General features: G+C 56.3%; 17 protein-coding genes. 12 read left to right on the plus strand and 5 right to left on the minus strand.

The annotated features are described in order from the left end of the window. Nucleotides 1-48 precede the first annotated feature (48 nt). The 8 genes from rbfA (at nt 49) to mtr (ending at nt 8664) form a co-directional block, all read left to right on the plus strand. Nucleotides 49-453, plus strand: a complete 405-nt coding sequence (gene rbfA / locus ACDO57_RS16520; protein ID WP_003024988.1) for a 30S ribosome-binding factor RbfA — start codon at nt 49-51, stop codon at nt 451-453. Then, nucleotides 453-1403: a tRNA pseudouridine(55) synthase TruB gene (gene truB, locus ACDO57_RS16525; protein WP_148770242.1), complete on the plus strand. Its 951-nt coding sequence runs from the start codon at nt 453-455 to the stop codon at nt 1401-1403. Before rbfA ends, truB begins: the two co-directional genes overlap by 1 nt. 154 nt (nt 1404-1557) lie before the next feature. Continuing rightward, complete coding sequence (rpsO, locus tag ACDO57_RS16530; protein ID WP_003861789.1) at nt 1558-1827, plus strand: 30S ribosomal protein S15; 270 nt, start codon at nt 1558-1560, stop codon at nt 1825-1827. Nucleotides 1828-2069: 242 nt separating this feature from the next. After that, nucleotides 2070-4208, plus strand: coding sequence for a polyribonucleotide nucleotidyltransferase (gene pnp / locus ACDO57_RS16535; RefSeq protein ID WP_024906369.1), 2139 nt, complete (start codon nt 2070-2072; stop codon nt 4206-4208). A gap of 108 nt (nt 4209-4316) precedes the next feature. Next, entirely contained in the window at nt 4317-5201 is an 885-nt protein-coding gene (gene nlpI / locus ACDO57_RS16540) for a lipoprotein NlpI (RefSeq protein ID WP_023309331.1), read from the plus strand. Nucleotides 5202-5308: 107 nt separating this feature from the next. Beyond that, a complete protein-coding gene (gene yrbN, locus ACDO57_RS16545; RefSeq protein ID WP_100122156.1) occupies nt 5309-5389 on the plus strand; it encodes a protein YrbN in 81 nt (26 codons plus the stop codon). After that, on the plus strand, nt 5382-7277 hold the full coding sequence (locus ACDO57_RS16550) for a DEAD/DEAH family ATP-dependent RNA helicase (RefSeq protein ID WP_024906370.1): 1896 nt from the start codon (nt 5382-5384) through the stop codon (nt 7275-7277). The genes yrbN and ACDO57_RS16550 overlap by 8 nt, the downstream gene beginning before the upstream one ends. 142 nt (nt 7278-7419) lie before the next feature. Further along, nucleotides 7420-8664, plus strand: coding sequence for a tryptophan permease (gene mtr / locus ACDO57_RS16555; protein WP_024906371.1), 1245 nt, complete (start codon nt 7420-7422; stop codon nt 8662-8664). Between the two features lie 84 nt (nt 8665-8748). Here the strand turns inward: mtr and ACDO57_RS16560 are convergent, their stop codons facing one another. The 3 genes from ACDO57_RS16560 to ACDO57_RS16570 all read right to left on the minus strand — a co-directional run bounded on the left by ACDO57_RS16560 (nt 8749) and on the right by ACDO57_RS16570 (nt 11716). After that, nucleotides 8749-9756 (minus strand): luciferase-like monooxygenase, encoded by a 1008-nt coding sequence (locus tag ACDO57_RS16560; protein WP_370884270.1) that lies wholly within the window; start codon nt 9754-9756, stop codon nt 8749-8751. A gap of 78 nt (nt 9757-9834) precedes the next feature. Continuing rightward, the gene (locus ACDO57_RS16565; RefSeq protein ID WP_370884271.1) at nt 9835-10713 is read right to left on the minus strand and encodes a U32 family peptidase; all 879 of its coding nucleotides are present in this window, start codon (nt 10711-10713) and stop codon (nt 9835-9837) included. A gap of 7 nt (nt 10714-10720) precedes the next feature. After that, a complete protein-coding gene (locus tag ACDO57_RS16570; RefSeq protein ID WP_370884272.1) occupies nt 10721-11716 on the minus strand; it encodes a peptidase U32 family protein in 996 nt (331 codons plus the stop codon). A gap of 211 nt (nt 11717-11927) precedes the next feature. Here ACDO57_RS16570 and ACDO57_RS16575 point away from each other — a divergent pair, with 211 nt between their 5' ends. Together ACDO57_RS16575 and ACDO57_RS16580 are read left to right on the plus strand one after the other, a co-directional pair. After that, nucleotides 11928-12452, plus strand: a complete 525-nt coding sequence (locus tag ACDO57_RS16575) for an SCP2 domain-containing protein (protein WP_370884273.1) — start codon at nt 11928-11930, stop codon at nt 12450-12452. Then, nucleotides 12446-12949: a GNAT family N-acetyltransferase gene (locus tag ACDO57_RS16580; RefSeq protein ID WP_023309324.1), complete on the plus strand. Its 504-nt coding sequence runs from the start codon at nt 12446-12448 to the stop codon at nt 12947-12949. Before ACDO57_RS16575 ends, ACDO57_RS16580 begins: the two co-directional genes overlap by 7 nt. Here the strand turns inward: ACDO57_RS16580 and ACDO57_RS16585 are convergent. After that, nucleotides 12936-13265: a GIY-YIG nuclease family protein gene (locus ACDO57_RS16585; protein ID WP_008501484.1), complete on the minus strand. Its 330-nt coding sequence runs from the start codon at nt 13263-13265 to the stop codon at nt 12936-12938. The two genes, ACDO57_RS16580 and ACDO57_RS16585, sit on opposite strands and share 14 nt — an antisense overlap. Nucleotides 13266-13279: 14 nt before the next feature. On the opposite strand from ACDO57_RS16585, the gene ACDO57_RS16590 reads away from it, so the two are divergent. Then, nucleotides 13280-13714 carry a YhbP family protein gene (locus ACDO57_RS16590; RefSeq protein ID WP_024906376.1) on the plus strand — a complete coding sequence of 145 codons (435 nt, stop codon included), beginning with the start codon at nt 13280-13282 and terminating at the stop codon, nt 13712-13714. Here the strand turns inward: ACDO57_RS16590 and ACDO57_RS16595 are convergent. Beyond that, a complete protein-coding gene (locus ACDO57_RS16595) occupies nt 13694-14212 on the minus strand; it encodes a type 1 glutamine amidotransferase domain-containing protein (protein ID WP_370884274.1) in 519 nt (172 codons plus the stop codon). The genes ACDO57_RS16590 and ACDO57_RS16595 overlap by 21 nt on opposite strands. A gap of 128 nt (nt 14213-14340) precedes the next feature. On the opposite strand from ACDO57_RS16595, the gene ACDO57_RS16600 reads away from it, so the two are divergent. Then, nucleotides 14341-14985, plus strand: a complete 645-nt coding sequence (locus ACDO57_RS16600; RefSeq protein ID WP_248272473.1) for an NAD(P)H-binding protein — start codon at nt 14341-14343, stop codon at nt 14983-14985. Nucleotides 14986-15005: the final 20 nt, after the last annotated feature.

Genomic DNA, 15005 nt, shown 5'->3' on the forward strand with positions numbered 1-15005 from the left:
TAATTTCAAAAAGGGGCTTTAGCCCCTTTTTTGTCTGGAGAATTTATTATGGCGAAAGAATTTGGTCGCCCTCAGCGCGTAGCGCAGGAAATGCAGAAAGAGATCGCACTCATTCTGCAACGTGAAATTAAAGACCCGCGCGTCGGCATGATGACCACCGTTTCCGGTGTCGAAATGTCCCGTGATTTGGCCTATGCCAAAGTGTTCGTCACCTTCCTGAACGATCAGGACGAAGCGGCAGTGAAAAACGGCATTAAAGCGCTGCAGGAAGCCTCTGGTTTCATCCGCTCCCTGCTTGGCAAAGCGATGCGCCTGCGTATCGTGCCTGAACTGACCTTCTTCTACGACAACTCGCTGGTCGAAGGTATGCGTATGTCCAACCTGGTGACCAGCGTGGTTAAACATGACGATGAGCGTCGTGTTAACCCGGCGGACGACAGCAAGGAGGACTGATGAGTCGTCCTCGTCGTCGTGGTCGCGACGTGCATGGTGTGCTGCTGCTGGATAAACCCCAGGGCGCTTCCAGCAACGACGTGCTGCAGAAAGTTAAGCGTATTTATAACGCCAACCGTGCGGGCCACACCGGCGCGCTCGACCCGCTGGCAACCGGCATGCTGCCGGTCTGTCTGGGAGAGGCGACAAAGTTTTCCCAGTACCTGCTCGACTCCGATAAGCGCTACCGCGTTATCGCTAAACTGGGCCAGCGCACGGATACCTCCGACGCGGATGGCCAGGTGGTAGAAGAGCGTCCGGTGACCTTCAGCGCGGAGCAGCTTGATGCGGCGCTGGAGAGCTTCCGTGGGGATACGATGCAGGTACCGTCGATGTATTCGGCGCTGAAGTATCAGGGGAAAAAACTCTACGAATATGCGCGCCAGGGCATTGACGTCCCGCGTGAAGCCCGTCCGATAACCGTGTATGAGCTGCTGTTTATTCGCCACGAAGGTGATGAGCTGGAGCTGGAGGTGCACTGTTCGAAAGGGACCTATATTCGCACCATCATCGACGACCTCGGTGAAAAGCTGGGCTGCGGCGCACATGTGATTTACCTGCGCCGTCTGGCGGTGAGCAAGTACCCGGTAGAGCGGATGGTGACCCTGGAGCAACTGCGCGAGCTGGTAGAACAGGCGGAAGCGCAGGGGATCGCGCCGGCAGATTTGCTGGATCCTTTGCTGATGCCGATGGACAGTCCGGCAGCGGACTTCCCGGTTGTTAATCTTCCTTTAACATCCTCCGTTTACTTTAAGAACGGCAACCCGGTTCGTACGGCGGAAGCGCCGCTGGAAGGACTGGTACGCGTGACCGAAGGCGACGAAGGGAAATTCATCGGTATGGGCGAAATGGATGGTGAGGGGCGCGTTGCGCCGCGTCGTCTGGTCGTCGAGTATCCGATCGAAGCATGACGGTGATGACGGCTCACCTTGCGATAAGCAGGGGAGACGAGTAGAATATCGCCGCTTAACGCCTGGTAAATTGTTTAACAATCTGCGGGGCGTACATGGGGTCGCTGAATTAGAGATCGGCATCCTTACATTCTTTATACTTTGGAGTTTGAAAATGTCTCTAAGCGTTGAAGCTAAAGCTAAAATCGTTTCTGAGTTTGGTCGTGGTACTAACGACAGCGGTTCTACCGAAGTTCAGGTTGCACTGCTGACTGCACAGATTAACCACCTGCAGGGTCACTTTGCAGAGCACAAAAAAGATCACCACAGCCGTCGTGGTCTGCTGCGTATGGTTTCTCAGCGTCGTAAACTGCTCGACTACCTGAAACGTAAAGATGTTGCACGCTACACCGCGCTGATCGAGCGTCTGGGTCTGCGTCGCTAAGTCTTGCGAGTTTCAGAAAAGGGGGCCTGATGGCCCCTTTTTTCAACCAGACGGCAGCAATTCACTGGAAACTATTGTATTGTTGCTATAAATGATCTTCATTGCAGAGGTTCGCGCGGCTAATGAGAGGCTTCACCCATGGGGGTGTTGGTTGTCATTAGTCGCGAGGATGCGAAGAAGGTCGGGTTAAATCGACAGCACACCGGTGGTGTGCTGTCAAACATTTAAGAAAGGACAGAACTTTGCTGAATCCGATCGTTCGTAAATTCCAGTATGGTCAACATACCGTCACGCTGGAAACCGGCATGATGGCTCGTCAGGCTACTGCTGCCGTTATGGTAAGCATGGATGACACTGCGGTATTCGTTACCGTTGTTGGCCAGAAAAAAGCTAAACCAGGTCAGGACTTCTTCCCGCTGACCGTTAACTACCAGGAGCGTACCTACGCTGCCGGTAAAATCCCGGGTGGTTTCTTCCGTCGTGAAGGCCGTCCAAGCGAAGGCGAAACCCTGATTGCGCGTCTGATTGACCGCCCGGTTCGTCCACTGTTCCCGGAAGGCTTCGTTAACGAAGTACAGGTTATCGCGACCGTTGTTTCCGTTAACCCGCAGGTTAACCCGGACATCGTTGCCATGATCGGCGCATCCGCTGCTCTGTCACTGTCTGGTATTCCATTCAATGGTCCAATCGGTGCCGCGCGCGTTGGCTACATCAACGACCAGTACGTGCTGAACCCAACCCAGGAAGAGCTGAAAGAAAGTAAGCTGGACCTGGTGGTTGCGGGTACTGAAGCGGCTGTACTGATGGTTGAATCCGAAGCTGAACTGCTGAGCGAAGACCAGATGCTGGGCGCTGTGGTATTTGGCCACGACCAGCAGCAGATCGTCATCCAGAACATCAACGACCTGGTGAAAGAAGCCGGTAAACCACGTTGGGACTGGCAGCCAGAAGCGGCAAACGACGCGCTGAACGCACGCGTTGCTGCCCTGGCAGAATCTCGTCTGAGCGATGCATATCGCATCACTGACAAACAGGAGCGTTACGCTCAGGTTGACGTGATCAAGTCTGAAACTATCGCGACCCTGGTTGCGGAAGATGAAACGCTGGACGCTAATGAACTGAGCGACATCCTGCACGCTATCGAGAAAAACGTTGTTCGTAGCCGCGTACTGGCAGGCGAGCCGCGTATCGATGGCCGCGAAAAAGACATGATCCGTGGTCTGGATGTGCGTACTGGCGTTCTGCCACGTACTCACGGTTCCGCGCTGTTCACCCGTGGCGAAACGCAGGCGCTGGTTACCGCGACCCTGGGTACTGCACGTGATGCGCAGATCATCGACGAACTGATGGGCGAGCGCACTGACAGCTTCCTGTTCCACTACAACTTCCCTCCGTACTCCGTAGGCGAAACCGGTATGGTTGGCTCGCCGAAGCGTCGTGAAATTGGTCACGGTCGTCTGGCGAAGCGCGGCGTACTGGCAGTCATGCCAGAAGCAGACAAATTCCCGTACACCGTACGTGTAGTGTCTGAAATCACCGAATCCAACGGTTCCTCTTCCATGGCTTCCGTGTGTGGCGCCTCTCTGGCGTTGATGGATGCAGGCGTGCCAATCAAAGCCGCCGTTGCGGGTATCGCAATGGGCCTGGTGAAAGAAGGCGACAACTTCGTTGTTCTGTCTGACATTCTGGGTGACGAAGACCACCTGGGCGATATGGACTTCAAAGTAGCGGGTTCCCGCGAAGGTATCTCTGCACTGCAGATGGATATCAAAATTGAAGGTATCACCAAAGAGATCATGCAGGTTGCTCTGAACCAGGCTAAAGGTGCGCGTCTGCACATCCTGGGCGTGATGGAACAGGCGATTAACGCGCCGCGTGGCGACATTTCTCAGTTCGCTCCACGTATCCACACCATCAAGATCAATCCAGACAAGATCAAAGATGTTATCGGTAAGGGCGGTTCCGTAATCCGTGCGCTGACCGAAGAGACCGGCACCACCATCGAAATCGAAGATGACGGTACTGTGAAGATCGCAGCAACCGACGGCGAGAAAGCGAAATTCGCGATCCGTCGCATCGAAGAAATTACTGCAGAAATCGAAGTGGGCCGTGTCTACGCAGGTAAAGTGACCCGTATCGTTGACTTTGGCGCGTTCGTTGCCATCGGTGGCGGTAAAGAAGGTCTGGTTCACATCTCTCAGATCGCTGACAAGCGCGTTGAGAAAGTGACTGATTACCTGCAGATGGGTCAGGAAGTACCGGTGAAAGTTCTGGAAGTTGATCGCCAGGGCCGTATCCGTCTGAGCATTAAAGAAGCAACCGAGCAGTCTCAGCCAGCTGCTGCGCCAGAAGCACAGGCAGCAGAACAGCAAGGCGAGTAAGTTGCCATTTGCCCTCCGCTTTGCGGAGGGCCTATTATCAGGCAGGACGCCTTGTTAAGCCGCCGGGGGACAGGACGTTCATCCAATAGTTGTCTTCGGGAGTGGGAAATGAAGCCTTTTTTGCGCTGGTGTTTCGTTGCGACAGCTTTAACGCTGGCAGGATGCAGCAACTCTGCCTGGCGTAAGAGCGAAGTCCTCGCAGTGCCATTGCAACCGACTTTGCAGCAGGAAGTGATCCTGGCACGCATGGAACAAATACTTGCCAGTCGGGCTTTAACCGATGAAGAACGCGCACAGCTTTTATATGAGCGCGGAGTGTTGTATGATAGTCTCGGTCTGAGGGCATTGGCGCGAAATGATTTTTCACAAGCGCTGGCTATCCGACCTGATATGCCTGAAGTATTCAATTACTTAGGCATTTATTTAACGCAGGCAGGCAATTTTGATGCTGCCTATGAAGCGTTTGATTCTGTACTTGAGCTTGATCCAACTTACAACTACGCGCACTTGAATCGCGGTATCGCATTGTATTACGGCGGTCGTGACAAGTTAGCGCAAGATGATCTGCTGGCGTTTTATCAAGACGATCCTAATGATCCTTTCCGTAGCCTGTGGCTTTACATCGTTGAGCGGAAGCTCGATGAGAAGCAGGCAAAAGAGGCACTGAAACAGCGCTTCGATAAATCGGACAAGGAACAGTGGGGATGGAACATTGTCGAGTTCTACCTGGGCAACATTAGCGAAGCAACGCTGATGGAACGCCTCAAGGCGGACGCAACGGATAACACCTCGCTCGCTGAGCATCTCAGTGAAACCAACTTCTATTTAGGTAAGTACTACCTAAGTCTGGGGGATATGGACAGCGCTACGGCACTGTTCAAATTAGCGGTTGCTAACAACGTACACAACTTCGTTGAGCACCGTTATGCATTGTTGGAATTATCGCTCTTGGGCCAGGAGCATGACGACCTGGCAGAATCGGACCAGCAATAGCTGACGACAGAAACATCAGCCCGTAATCTTTTGATTGCCATCACCTTAACTGGTGAGGGCGTTGTTGTTCGTCAATACACCTACTTTGAGCCGGTTCACACTTTTCAATGAAAATTGCTAATCATTTTCACGATGAGCTAAGTAGACTGGCCGCCATTGACATTGAGGCACTCGTACTACATGGCTGAATTCGAAACCACTTTTGCAGATCTGGGCCTGAAGGCTCCTATCCTTGAAGCCCTTAACGATCTGGGTTACGAAAAACCATCTCCGATCCAGGCTGAGTGTATCCCACACCTGCTTTCTGGTCGTGACGTGCTGGGCATGGCCCAGACTGGTAGCGGTAAAACTGCAGCATTCTCGCTGCCGCTGCTGAACAACATTGATCCGGACCTGCGTGCACCGCAGATCCTCGTCCTGGCTCCAACCCGTGAACTGGCTGTTCAGGTTGCAGAAGCCATGACGGAATTCTCTAAACATATGCGCGGCGTAAACGTGGTTGCCCTGTACGGCGGCCAGCGTTATGACGTGCAGTTACGCGCCCTGCGTCAGGGCCCACAGATTGTTGTCGGTACGCCGGGCCGTCTGCTGGATCACCTGAAGCGCGGTACCCTGGACCTCTCTAAACTGAGCGGTCTGGTACTGGATGAAGCAGATGAAATGCTGCGTATGGGCTTCATCGAAGACGTTGAAACCATCATGGCGCAGATCCCGGACGGTCATCAGACCGCGCTGTTCTCTGCAACCATGCCGGAAGCTATCCGTCGCATTACCCGCCGCTTCATGAAAGAGCCGCAGGAAGTGCGTATTCAGTCCAGCGTAACCACTCGCCCGGACATCAGCCAGAGCTACTGGTCTGTGTACGGCATGCGTAAAAACGAAGCGCTGGTACGTTTCCTGGAAGCGGAAGATTTTGATGCGGCGATTATCTTCGTTCGTACCAAAAACGCGACCCTGGAAGTGGCTGAAGCCCTGGAGCGTAGCGGCTACAACAGCGCAGCGCTGAACGGCGATATGAACCAGGCCCTGCGTGAGCAGACTCTGGAGCGTCTGAAAGACGGTCGTCTGGATATTCTGATTGCCACCGACGTGGCAGCACGTGGTCTGGACGTTGAGCGTATCAGCCTTGTTGTTAACTACGACATCCCGATGGATTCCGAGTCTTACGTTCACCGTATCGGCCGTACCGGTCGTGCGGGTCGTGCTGGCCGTGCACTGCTGTTCGTTGAGAACCGCGAGCGTCGTCTGCTGCGTAACATCGAACGTACCATGAAGCTGACCATTCCAGAAGCGGACCTGCCAAACGCAGAGCTGCTGGGCAAACGCCGTCTGGAAAAATTCGCCGCCAAAGTACAGCAGCAGCTGGAAAGCAGCGATCTGGATCAGTACCGCGCGCTGCTGTCGCAGATTCAGCCTGTTGCTGAAGGCGAAGAGCTGGACATGGAAACCCTGGCTGCAGCACTGCTGAAAATGGCTCAGGGCGAACGTAGCCTGATCGTGCCACCAGATGCGCCGATGCGTCCTAAGCGTGAATTCCGTGACCGTGACGATCGCTTCGAACGTCGTGGCGACCGTAACGATCGTGGCCCACGCGGTGACCGTCCAGAGCGTGGTGGTGAAGACCGTCCACGTCGTGAACGCCGTGACGCGGGTGACATGGAGCTGTATCGCATTGAAGTGGGTCGTGATGATGGCGTTGAAGTTCGTCACATCGTTGGCGCGATCGCTAACGAAGGCGACATCAGCAGCCGTTACATCGGTAACATCAAGCTGTTCGCATCCCACTCTACCATCGAGCTGCCAAAAGGCATGCCGGGCGAAGTGCTGCAGCACTTTACGCGTACCCGCATCCTGAACAAGCCGATGAACATGCAGTTGCTGGGCGATGCACAGCCACGTCCTGACCGTGGCGGCGAACGTCGTGGCGGTGGTCGCAGCTTCGGCGGCGAGCGTCGTGAAGGCGGTCGCAGCGAAGGTCGCGGTGGTGAAGGTCGTCGTTTCTCCGGCGAGCGCCGCGAAAGCCGTGGCCCGCGTCGTGAAGAAGGCACCAGCCGTCGTCGTTTCGGTGACGCGTAAGCCTTACGCTTCTGACGTAAAGTAAAATATACAGCCCCGATACATGCTATCGGGGCTTTTTTTATTCCCTTTGTACTCTTGTACTGGTACAGTGCGTCACATTAAAATGCAGAACCGCATGATTGACTGGAGAAAAGGCTGTATGGCGACACTAACCACCACCCAAACGTCACCTTCGCTGCTTGGCGGCGTGGTGATCATCGGCGGAACCATTATAGGTGCCGGGATGTTCTCCCTGCCCGTGGTCATGTCCGGTGCGTGGTTCTTCTGGTCGCTGGCTGCGCTGGTCTTTACCTGGTTCTGTATGCTCCATTCCGGGCTGATGATCCTCGAAGCAAACCTGAACTACCGCATTGGCTCCAGCTTCGACACCATCACCAAAGATCTGCTGGGCAAAGGCTGGAACCTGGTTAACGGGCTGTCCATCGCCTTTGTGCTCTATATCCTGACCTACGCATATATCTCGGCGAGCGGTTCGATTCTGCATCACACCTTCTCTGAGATGTCGCTGAACGTTCCGGCGCGTCTGGCCGGACTATGCTTTGCGCTGGGCGTGGCGTTTATCGTCTGGATGAGTACCAAAGCGGTAAGCCGGATGACGGCAATCGTACTGGGCGCGAAGGTCATCACCTTCTTCCTGACCTTCGGCAGCCTGCTGGGGCACGTGACGCCCGCCACGCTGTTTAACGTTGCCGAAGTGAATACCTCCTATACGCCGTACCTGCTGATGACGCTACCGTTCTGTCTGGCGTCGTTCGGCTACCACGGCAACGTGCCGAGCCTGATGAAGTACTACGGCAAAGATCCGCGCACGATTGTGAAGTGTCTGGTCTACGGCACGCTGCTGGCGCTGGGGCTGTATGTGATCTGGCTGCTGGGGACGATGGGCAACATCCCGCGTCCGGACTTTATCGGCATTGCCCAGAAGGGCGGTAACATCGACGTGCTGGTGCAGGCCCTGAGCGGCGTGCTGAACAGCCGCAGCCTGGATCTGCTGCTGGTTATCTTCTCTAACTTCGCAGTGGCGAGCTCTTTCCTCGGCGTGACCCTGGGCCTGTTTGACTACCTGGCGGATCTGTTTGGCTTTGATGATTCTGCAATGGGGCGCTTCAAAACCGCGCTGCTGACCTTCCTGCCGCCGATTGTGGGCGGCCTGCTGTGGCCGAACGGCTTCCTGTACGCCATCGGCTATGCCGGACTGGCGGCAACCATCTGGGCGGCGATTGTGCCAGCGCTGCTGGCACGTAAATCACGTAAACGCTTCGGCAGCCCGAAATTCCGCGTCTGGGGCGGCAAGCCGATGATTGCGCTGATTCTGGTGTTCGGTGCTGGCAATGCGCTGGTCCACGTGCTGTCGAGTTTTAACCTGCTGCCTGTGTATCAATAAACAGAAAGCCCGGTGGCGCTGCGCTTACCGGGCCTACAGGGATCGCGTAGGCCGGATAAGGCGAAGCCGCCATCCGGCAAAAAACTACCCCACCAGCTCCTCTTTCACCTGCATCGCCAGCTCAAACGAATGCAATCGCGCCTGGTGATCGAAAATCTGGCCGTTAACCATAATTTCATCCGCCTGCGTTTCGCGCAGCACCGCCTCCAGCCCGTGACGCACTTTCGCCTTATCGCCTACCAGCGACATGCTCAGCGCCTGCTGAACGCCATACTGCTCTGACGCTGACCACAGCTGATGCATATTCTCCACCGGCGGCGGAAGCTGGCCCGTCTCACCGCGGCGCAGCTTCACAAACGCCTGCTGCATAGAGGTGAACAGAAATTCCGCGTCGCGATTGCTGTCGGCGGCAATGATGTTGATGCACACCATCGCGTACGGCTTCTCCAGACGCTCGGACGGTTTGAAGTGCGTGCGGTAAAGATGCAGCGCCTGATGCAGCATATCCGGCGCGAAGTGCGAGGCAAACGCAAACGGCAGCCCCAGCTGTGCGGCCAGCTGTGCGCTGTAGAGGCTTGATCCCAACAGCCATACCGGGATCTTCTCACCGTAGCCCGGTACCGGGCGCACGTGCGGGTTCGGATCGCGCGCGTCGAACCAGTCCACCAGCTCTGCCACGTCGCGCGGGAAGTTATCGATATCGCCGCTCATATGGCGGCGCAGGGTGCGCATGGTCGGCTGGTCGCTGCCGGGCGCACGGCCAAGCCCCAAATCAATACGGCCCGGATAGAGGGTATTCAGCGTGCCGAACTGCTCGGCGATCACCAGCGGGGCGTGGTTCGGCAGCATCACGCCGCCGGAGCCCAGGTGCAGAGTGGTGGTATTTGCCGCCAGATAACCAATCAGTACCGAGGTGGCGGCGCTGGCAATGCCCACCATGTTGTGGTGCTCGGCCAGCCAGTAGCGGTGATAGCCACGCTTTTCGGCCAGCTGAGCCAGATCCAGAGAGTGCGAAAAGGCTTCTCTTGCCGAGGAGCCTTGTGGGATCGGCGCCAGATCCAGCACCGAAAACGGAATAGTTTTGTCAGTCATAACAGCTCACTTTGTCGACGGTCAATCTTTAATACTGCATTAAAAAATGATAACCGTTGTTAACAAAGTGAGCCTTTTTTAGGCCTGCAGTTCCAGCCCGGCCAGACGCTTCCAGTAGCCGTTGCAGTCGCTGTTTGCCGTCAGCGGCAGCGGAGCGGCGCCGTTTTCGTTGGCGCGGAAGGCATCCAGCATCGCAAACACGCCGGTATCCAGCGGCGACAGGCGCACCATATCCACCAGCCCGTCCATCGACGCCAGCTCGTTGCCGAGGTTATAGACATAGCCGCTCATGGTCTGAATGCCGTTGAGGACAAACACCTGCTGATTCTCCTGCGACAGCATGCTGCGCCCGTTCGGATACTTAATGCAGCAGGTTTCGCACTCGTCTTTCGGACGGTCTTCCGAGCGCGCGGTAAAGCAGCGGGCAGAATAGGCCAGCGGCAGATGCCCATAGCTCAGCACTTCCACTTCAAACTGATTGCGAATGCCCAGCTCGTCGCACTGGTTAAGCAGGTTAGCCAGCCAGTCGCGGGAGAGTTCCACCGGCATGCACCAGCGCGTCATGCCCTGTTTGAGAAGCAGGCGCAGGGTCACGGCGTTGTAGCAGTTCAGGGCATGGCCCGCGACAAACGGTAGCTTGCGTTCGGCGCACATATTCACCACGCCGAGATCGCTCGCTTCCAGCAGGAACTCGCCGTTTTCGACATAGCGCTTCAGCTCGCCCAGTTCGGAAGACGCCTGCACCAGCGCAAGCGTGGAGAGCACGACCTGCTTGCCGCTTCCGGCCAGGCTTTGCGCCATCTCCAGCCAGTCGCCCACTTTGGTGGCGCGGCGCTTGCTGCACACCGCTTCACCGAGGTAAATCACATCGGCGCTGCTGGTGGCGGCCTGTTGGTAAAAATCTTCCAGCGTCTCTTTTGGCCAGTAGTAAAGCACCGGTCCTAATGAATATTTCATGATTTTCTCACTGCCATTTACGGTGATACGCGCCCAGCGTGGTTTGCGTGCCTTCGGACATCGATCCGAGCGTCTCCATCCAGGCCTGCTGCGGAGCGTAGTTCTGCGGGGCCGCCATGCAGCGGTCGATGGCCTGACGCCACACTTTCGCCACCTGGCTCACGTAGGCCGGGCTACGCTGGCGACCTTCGATTTTCACCGAGGCAATATTGGCCGCCAGCAGTTCCGGCAGCAGCTCCAGCGTGTTGAGGCTGGTGGGCTCTTCCAGGGCGTGGTAACGCTCGCCGTCGACCAGATAGCGGCCTTTACACAGGGTGGGATAACCGGCGTTTTCACCGTCCTGATAGCGGTCGATCAGCACCTCATTCAGGCGAGATTCCAGCCCCTGCGGCGTTTGCTGCCAGCGGACAAAGCGGGCAGGGGAGCAGGCCCCGACAGTATTCGGCGATTCACCGGTTAAATAAGAGGAAAGATAGCAACGGCCTTCGGCCATGATGCACAGGCTGCCAAAGGCAAAAACTTCCAGCGGCACTGGCGTGACGCGTGCGAGTTGCTTAACCTGATGAATAGAGAGCACGCGCGGCAGCACCACGCGAGCCACGTCAAAGTGTTGATGGTAAAAACGCACGGCCTCTTCGTTGGTGGCAGATGCCTGAACAGAGACGTGGCGCTCAATATGGGGATAGCGTTCTGCCGCATACTCAAGCATGGCGAGGTCGGCCAGGATCAGCGCATCGGCACCCAGCTGTGCCGCCATATCCACCGCGCGCTGCCAGCGGGCGTAGCCGTCAGGATGAGCAAAGGTATTGATGGCGATATGCAGTTTGCGGCGGTGCTGGTGAACGAAGTTAACGGCTTCCTGAAGCTTTTTCTCCGTAAAGTTGAGGCCAGCAAAATGGCGGGCGTTGGTGTCATCTTTTAGCCCGATATAGACCGCATCGGCCCCATTTTCGATGGCCGCCTTAAGCGCCGGAAGATTTCCGGCAGGGCAGAGCAGCTCCATAATTTATCCTGATGTAGTCGATCGCAAAATTGTTAACGAGCTGGGATTTTAATTAACCCATAGGCGACAATTTTTGATTTAAGGCAGCTAATGGCGTATTGATGACACCAATAATGAGGTACGGCGGACGACGGTTTGTTGATTTACGCCGCTATGTTGCGCTTCGGATATGGCAAAATAGCAGGACTATAGATATCAGGGAGTAAAGCTCGTGCTGGATAAACTGCGTTCACGTCTCGTACAATTTGGTCCACCAATGCTGAGCGTGCCGGTAAAGCTGGCGCCGTTCGCGCTTAAACGTCAGGTGCTGGAGCAGGTCCTGAGCTGGCAGTTCCGCCAGGCGCTGCAGGATGGCGAGCTGGAATTCCTGGAAGGGCGCTGGTTGAGCATTGAGGTGCGTGATATCGGGCTGCGCTGGTTTACTTCCGTTGAGAATGACCAGCTAATCGTCCGCGAAACCGCCGAGGCGGATGTGAGCTTTAGCGCCAACGCCAGTGATCTGCTGATGATCGCCGCGCGTAAGCAGGATCCGGATACGCTCTTCTTCCAGCGCCGTCTGGTGATTGAAGGCGACACGGAGCTCGGTCTGTACGTGAAGAATTTAATGGATGCCATTGAGCTGGAGCAGATGCCGAAAGCGCTGCGCGTGATGTTAATGCAAATGGCAGATTTCGTTGAGGCCGGGCTGAAAACCCCGCCGGACGGTAAACACACTTCAGTAGGTGAGCCATGCTGATTCGAGTCGAAATTGGGATTGATGCGCCGGGGATCGATGCGTTGTTACGCCGCGCCTTTGCGAGCGATGCCGAAGCCCAACTGGTCCACGACCTTCGCGAAGACGGCCTGATTACGCTGGGGCTGGTTGCCACCGATGACGAAGGTCAGGTGGTGGGCTATGTTGCCTTCAGTCCGGTCATCGTTCAGGGCGAAGAGCTGCAGTGGGTAGGCATGGCACCGCTGGCGGTAGATGAAAGCTATCGCGGGCAGGGGCTGGCACGTCAGCTGGTCTATGAAGGCCTGGATTCGCTCAATGAGTTCGGTTATGCGGCCGTTGTCACGCTGGGCGATCCGGCGTTCTATGGCCGTTTAGGCTTTGAGCAGGCCGCGCATTACGATCTGCGCTGCCGCTGGCCGGGTACGGAATCCGCTTTCCAGGTGCACCGTCTGGCGGATGACGCGCTCAACGGCGTCAATGGCCTGGTCGAGTACCACGACCATTTCAATCGCTTTTAATCAGGCTCTCGCGTAGCGCCTCAAAGGAGCCGTCTCCGGTCACGAGGCGCTCTTTCTGGCGCTTCGTCAGCTGCTTGATGCGGTATTCCAGCCTGAGCGCCAGCGATCGGTCACCGACGGGCGCCGAAAAGGCGAGCTGTAATTCCCCTTTCCCTCGCAGTGCTTTTGCCCCTTTCCCCGTTTGATGTTGTAAAAAACGCCGCGCCACATCGGTGGTGATCCCGGTGTAGAGTGCGTTATCAGCGGTTCGGACAAGATAGAGAAACCAGCACACGGTAAACAGATTCAGTATGTTAAGGTGAACGCACCATAGCATGAGAGAGAACGAAAATGGAAACACTGGCCGCCATTAACCGCTGGCTGGCGAAGCAGCATGTTGTCACCTGGTGCGTCTATGACGAGGGGGAGATGTGGTGCGCTAACGCGTTTTACTACTACGATCCGGAGCGCGTCGCGTTTTATGTCATGAGCGAAGACAAAACGCGTCATGCGCAGATGACTGGCCTGCAGGCGAAGGTCGCGGGCACGGTGAATGGCCAGCCGAAAACGGTCGCGCTGATCCGCGGCGTGCAGTTCAAAGGGGAGATCCGTCGTCTGGATGGCGAAGAGAGCGACGCGCGCCGTAAGCTCTACACGCGCCGCTTTCCCGTTGCCGCTGCGCTAAAAGCCCCGGTGTGGGAAATCCGCCTCGATGAGCTGAAATTTACCGACAACACCCTGGGCTTTGGCAAGAAGCTGCACTGGTTACGCGCCGAGCAGGCGTAGCGCTTCACGGTTAAACGCCGGGAGATCGTCCGGGGTACGGCTGGTGATCAGCTGATCTTTGTCGTTGACCACTTCCTGATCGTAAAACTCGGCGCCCGCATTTTTCAGATCGATAACGATCGGTTTCACCGCCGTGAGCTTACGCCCGCGTACAACCTCCGCGCTGATAAGGAGCTGCGGACCGTGACAGATGGCAAAGACCGGTTTGCCGGTAGAGACAAAGTTCCGGGTAAAGGTCACGAAGCGTTCGTCCCCGCGCAGGGAATCCGGGGAATGGCCACCGGGTAACAGCAGGGCGTCGAAATCTGAGGGGCTAACGTTATCGATAGTCTCATCAATGGTTACGGTCGCCTCGCCCTTATGACCTGTCACCGTTTTGCCCGCCTCTTTCTCAATGGTGATGACCTCATGTCCTGCCTTGCGGAACGCCTCTGCAGGCGAGGTGAATTCTGAATCTTCAAACTCGTCGGTAATCAAGACTGCGATTTTCTTGCCCATGCTTCCTCCGTTGTTTTGGCTTCAGACTGATTTTTCTCCGCTTGTGGTAAATACTTACCTGTAACAGACTTCTAAGTGTGGTCGACGACGCTGAGTTCGCAAACGGACAATTCTGTAAAGGGGATACGATGAGTCAGGTATTGATTACCGGGGCTACCGGGTTAGTGGGCGATCATCTGCTGCGGCTGCTGATTCAGGATCGCCGCGTGAACTATATCGCCGCCCCGACGCGTCGACCGCTGGCAGATTTATCTGGCGTCTTTAATCCGCACGATTCTCAGCTGACGGACGCGCTGGCGCAGGTCCAGGATCCTATTGATATCGCGTTTTGCTGTCTGGGCACCACGCGACGGGAGGCGGGCAGCAAAGAGGCATTTATCCACGCCGACTATACGCTGGTGGTGGACACCGCGCTTACGGCGAAAAAACTGGGGGCCAGACATTTTCTGGTGGTCAGCGCGCTGGGCGCCAGTGCCGGATCGCCTTTCTTCTACAACAAGGTGAAGGGCAAGATGGAGGATGCGCTGATTGCGCAGAAATGGGAGCAGCTGACGATTGTGCGCCCTTCGATGCTGATCGGCCACCGGGACGAACGCCGCTTTAACGAGTCGATACTGGCCCCGCTGTTTCGCATCCTTCCCGGCAACTGGAAGGCCATCGAGGCGCGGGACGTCGCGCGGGCGATGTTAAAAGAGGGACTGGCCCCGTCGAAAGCGGGCGTAAACATTATCCCCTCGGCAAAACTACGTGAAATCGCGCAGGGCGAGGCGTAAACTCCCCCGGCTAATAACCT

This window comes from Enterobacter cloacae complex sp. 2015409 (genome assembly GCF_041365315.1).
Classification (GTDB): domain Bacteria; phylum Pseudomonadota; class Gammaproteobacteria; order Enterobacterales; family Enterobacteriaceae; genus Enterobacter; species Enterobacter pseudoroggenkampii.

Bases quoted from the DNA above. Each gene is read 5' to 3' on its own strand.
- rbfA (WP_003024988.1), top strand. From the start codon at position 49: ATGGCGAAAGAATTTGGTCGCCCTCAGCGCGTAGCGCAGGAAATGCAG.
- truB (WP_148770242.1), top strand. From the start codon at position 453: ATGAGTCGTCCTCGTCGTCGTGGTCGCGACGTGCATGGTGTGCTGCTG.
- rpsO (WP_003861789.1), top strand. From the start codon at position 1,558: ATGTCTCTAAGCGTTGAAGCTAAAGCTAAAATCGTTTCTGAGTTTGGT.
- nlpI (WP_023309331.1), top strand. From the start codon at position 4,317: ATGAAGCCTTTTTTGCGCTGGTGTTTCGTTGCGACAGCTTTAACGCTG.
- yrbN (WP_100122156.1), top strand. From the start codon at position 5,309: ATGAAAATTGCTAATCATTTTCACGATGAGCTAAGTAGACTGGCCGCC.
- ACDO57_RS16550 (WP_024906370.1), top strand. From the start codon at position 5,382: ATGGCTGAATTCGAAACCACTTTTGCAGATCTGGGCCTGAAGGCTCCT.
- mtr (WP_024906371.1), top strand. From the start codon at position 7,420: ATGGCGACACTAACCACCACCCAAACGTCACCTTCGCTGCTTGGCGGC.
- ACDO57_RS16560 (WP_370884270.1), bottom strand. From the start codon at position 9,756: ATGACTGACAAAACTATTCCGTTTTCGGTGCTGGATCTGGCGCCGATC.
- ACDO57_RS16565 (WP_370884271.1), bottom strand. From the start codon at position 10,713: ATGAAATATTCATTAGGACCGGTGCTTTACTACTGGCCAAAAGAGACG.
- ACDO57_RS16570 (WP_370884272.1), bottom strand. From the start codon at position 11,716: ATGGAGCTGCTCTGCCCTGCCGGAAATCTTCCGGCGCTTAAGGCGGCC.
- ACDO57_RS16580 (WP_023309324.1), top strand. From the start codon at position 12,446: ATGCTGATTCGAGTCGAAATTGGGATTGATGCGCCGGGGATCGATGCG.
- ACDO57_RS16585 (WP_008501484.1), bottom strand. From the start codon at position 13,265: ATGCTATGGTGCGTTCACCTTAACATACTGAATCTGTTTACCGTGTGC.
- ACDO57_RS16590 (WP_024906376.1), top strand. From the start codon at position 13,280: ATGGAAACACTGGCCGCCATTAACCGCTGGCTGGCGAAGCAGCATGTT.
- ACDO57_RS16595 (WP_370884274.1), bottom strand. From the start codon at position 14,212: ATGGGCAAGAAAATCGCAGTCTTGATTACCGACGAGTTTGAAGATTCA.
- ACDO57_RS16600 (WP_248272473.1), top strand. From the start codon at position 14,341: ATGAGTCAGGTATTGATTACCGGGGCTACCGGGTTAGTGGGCGATCAT.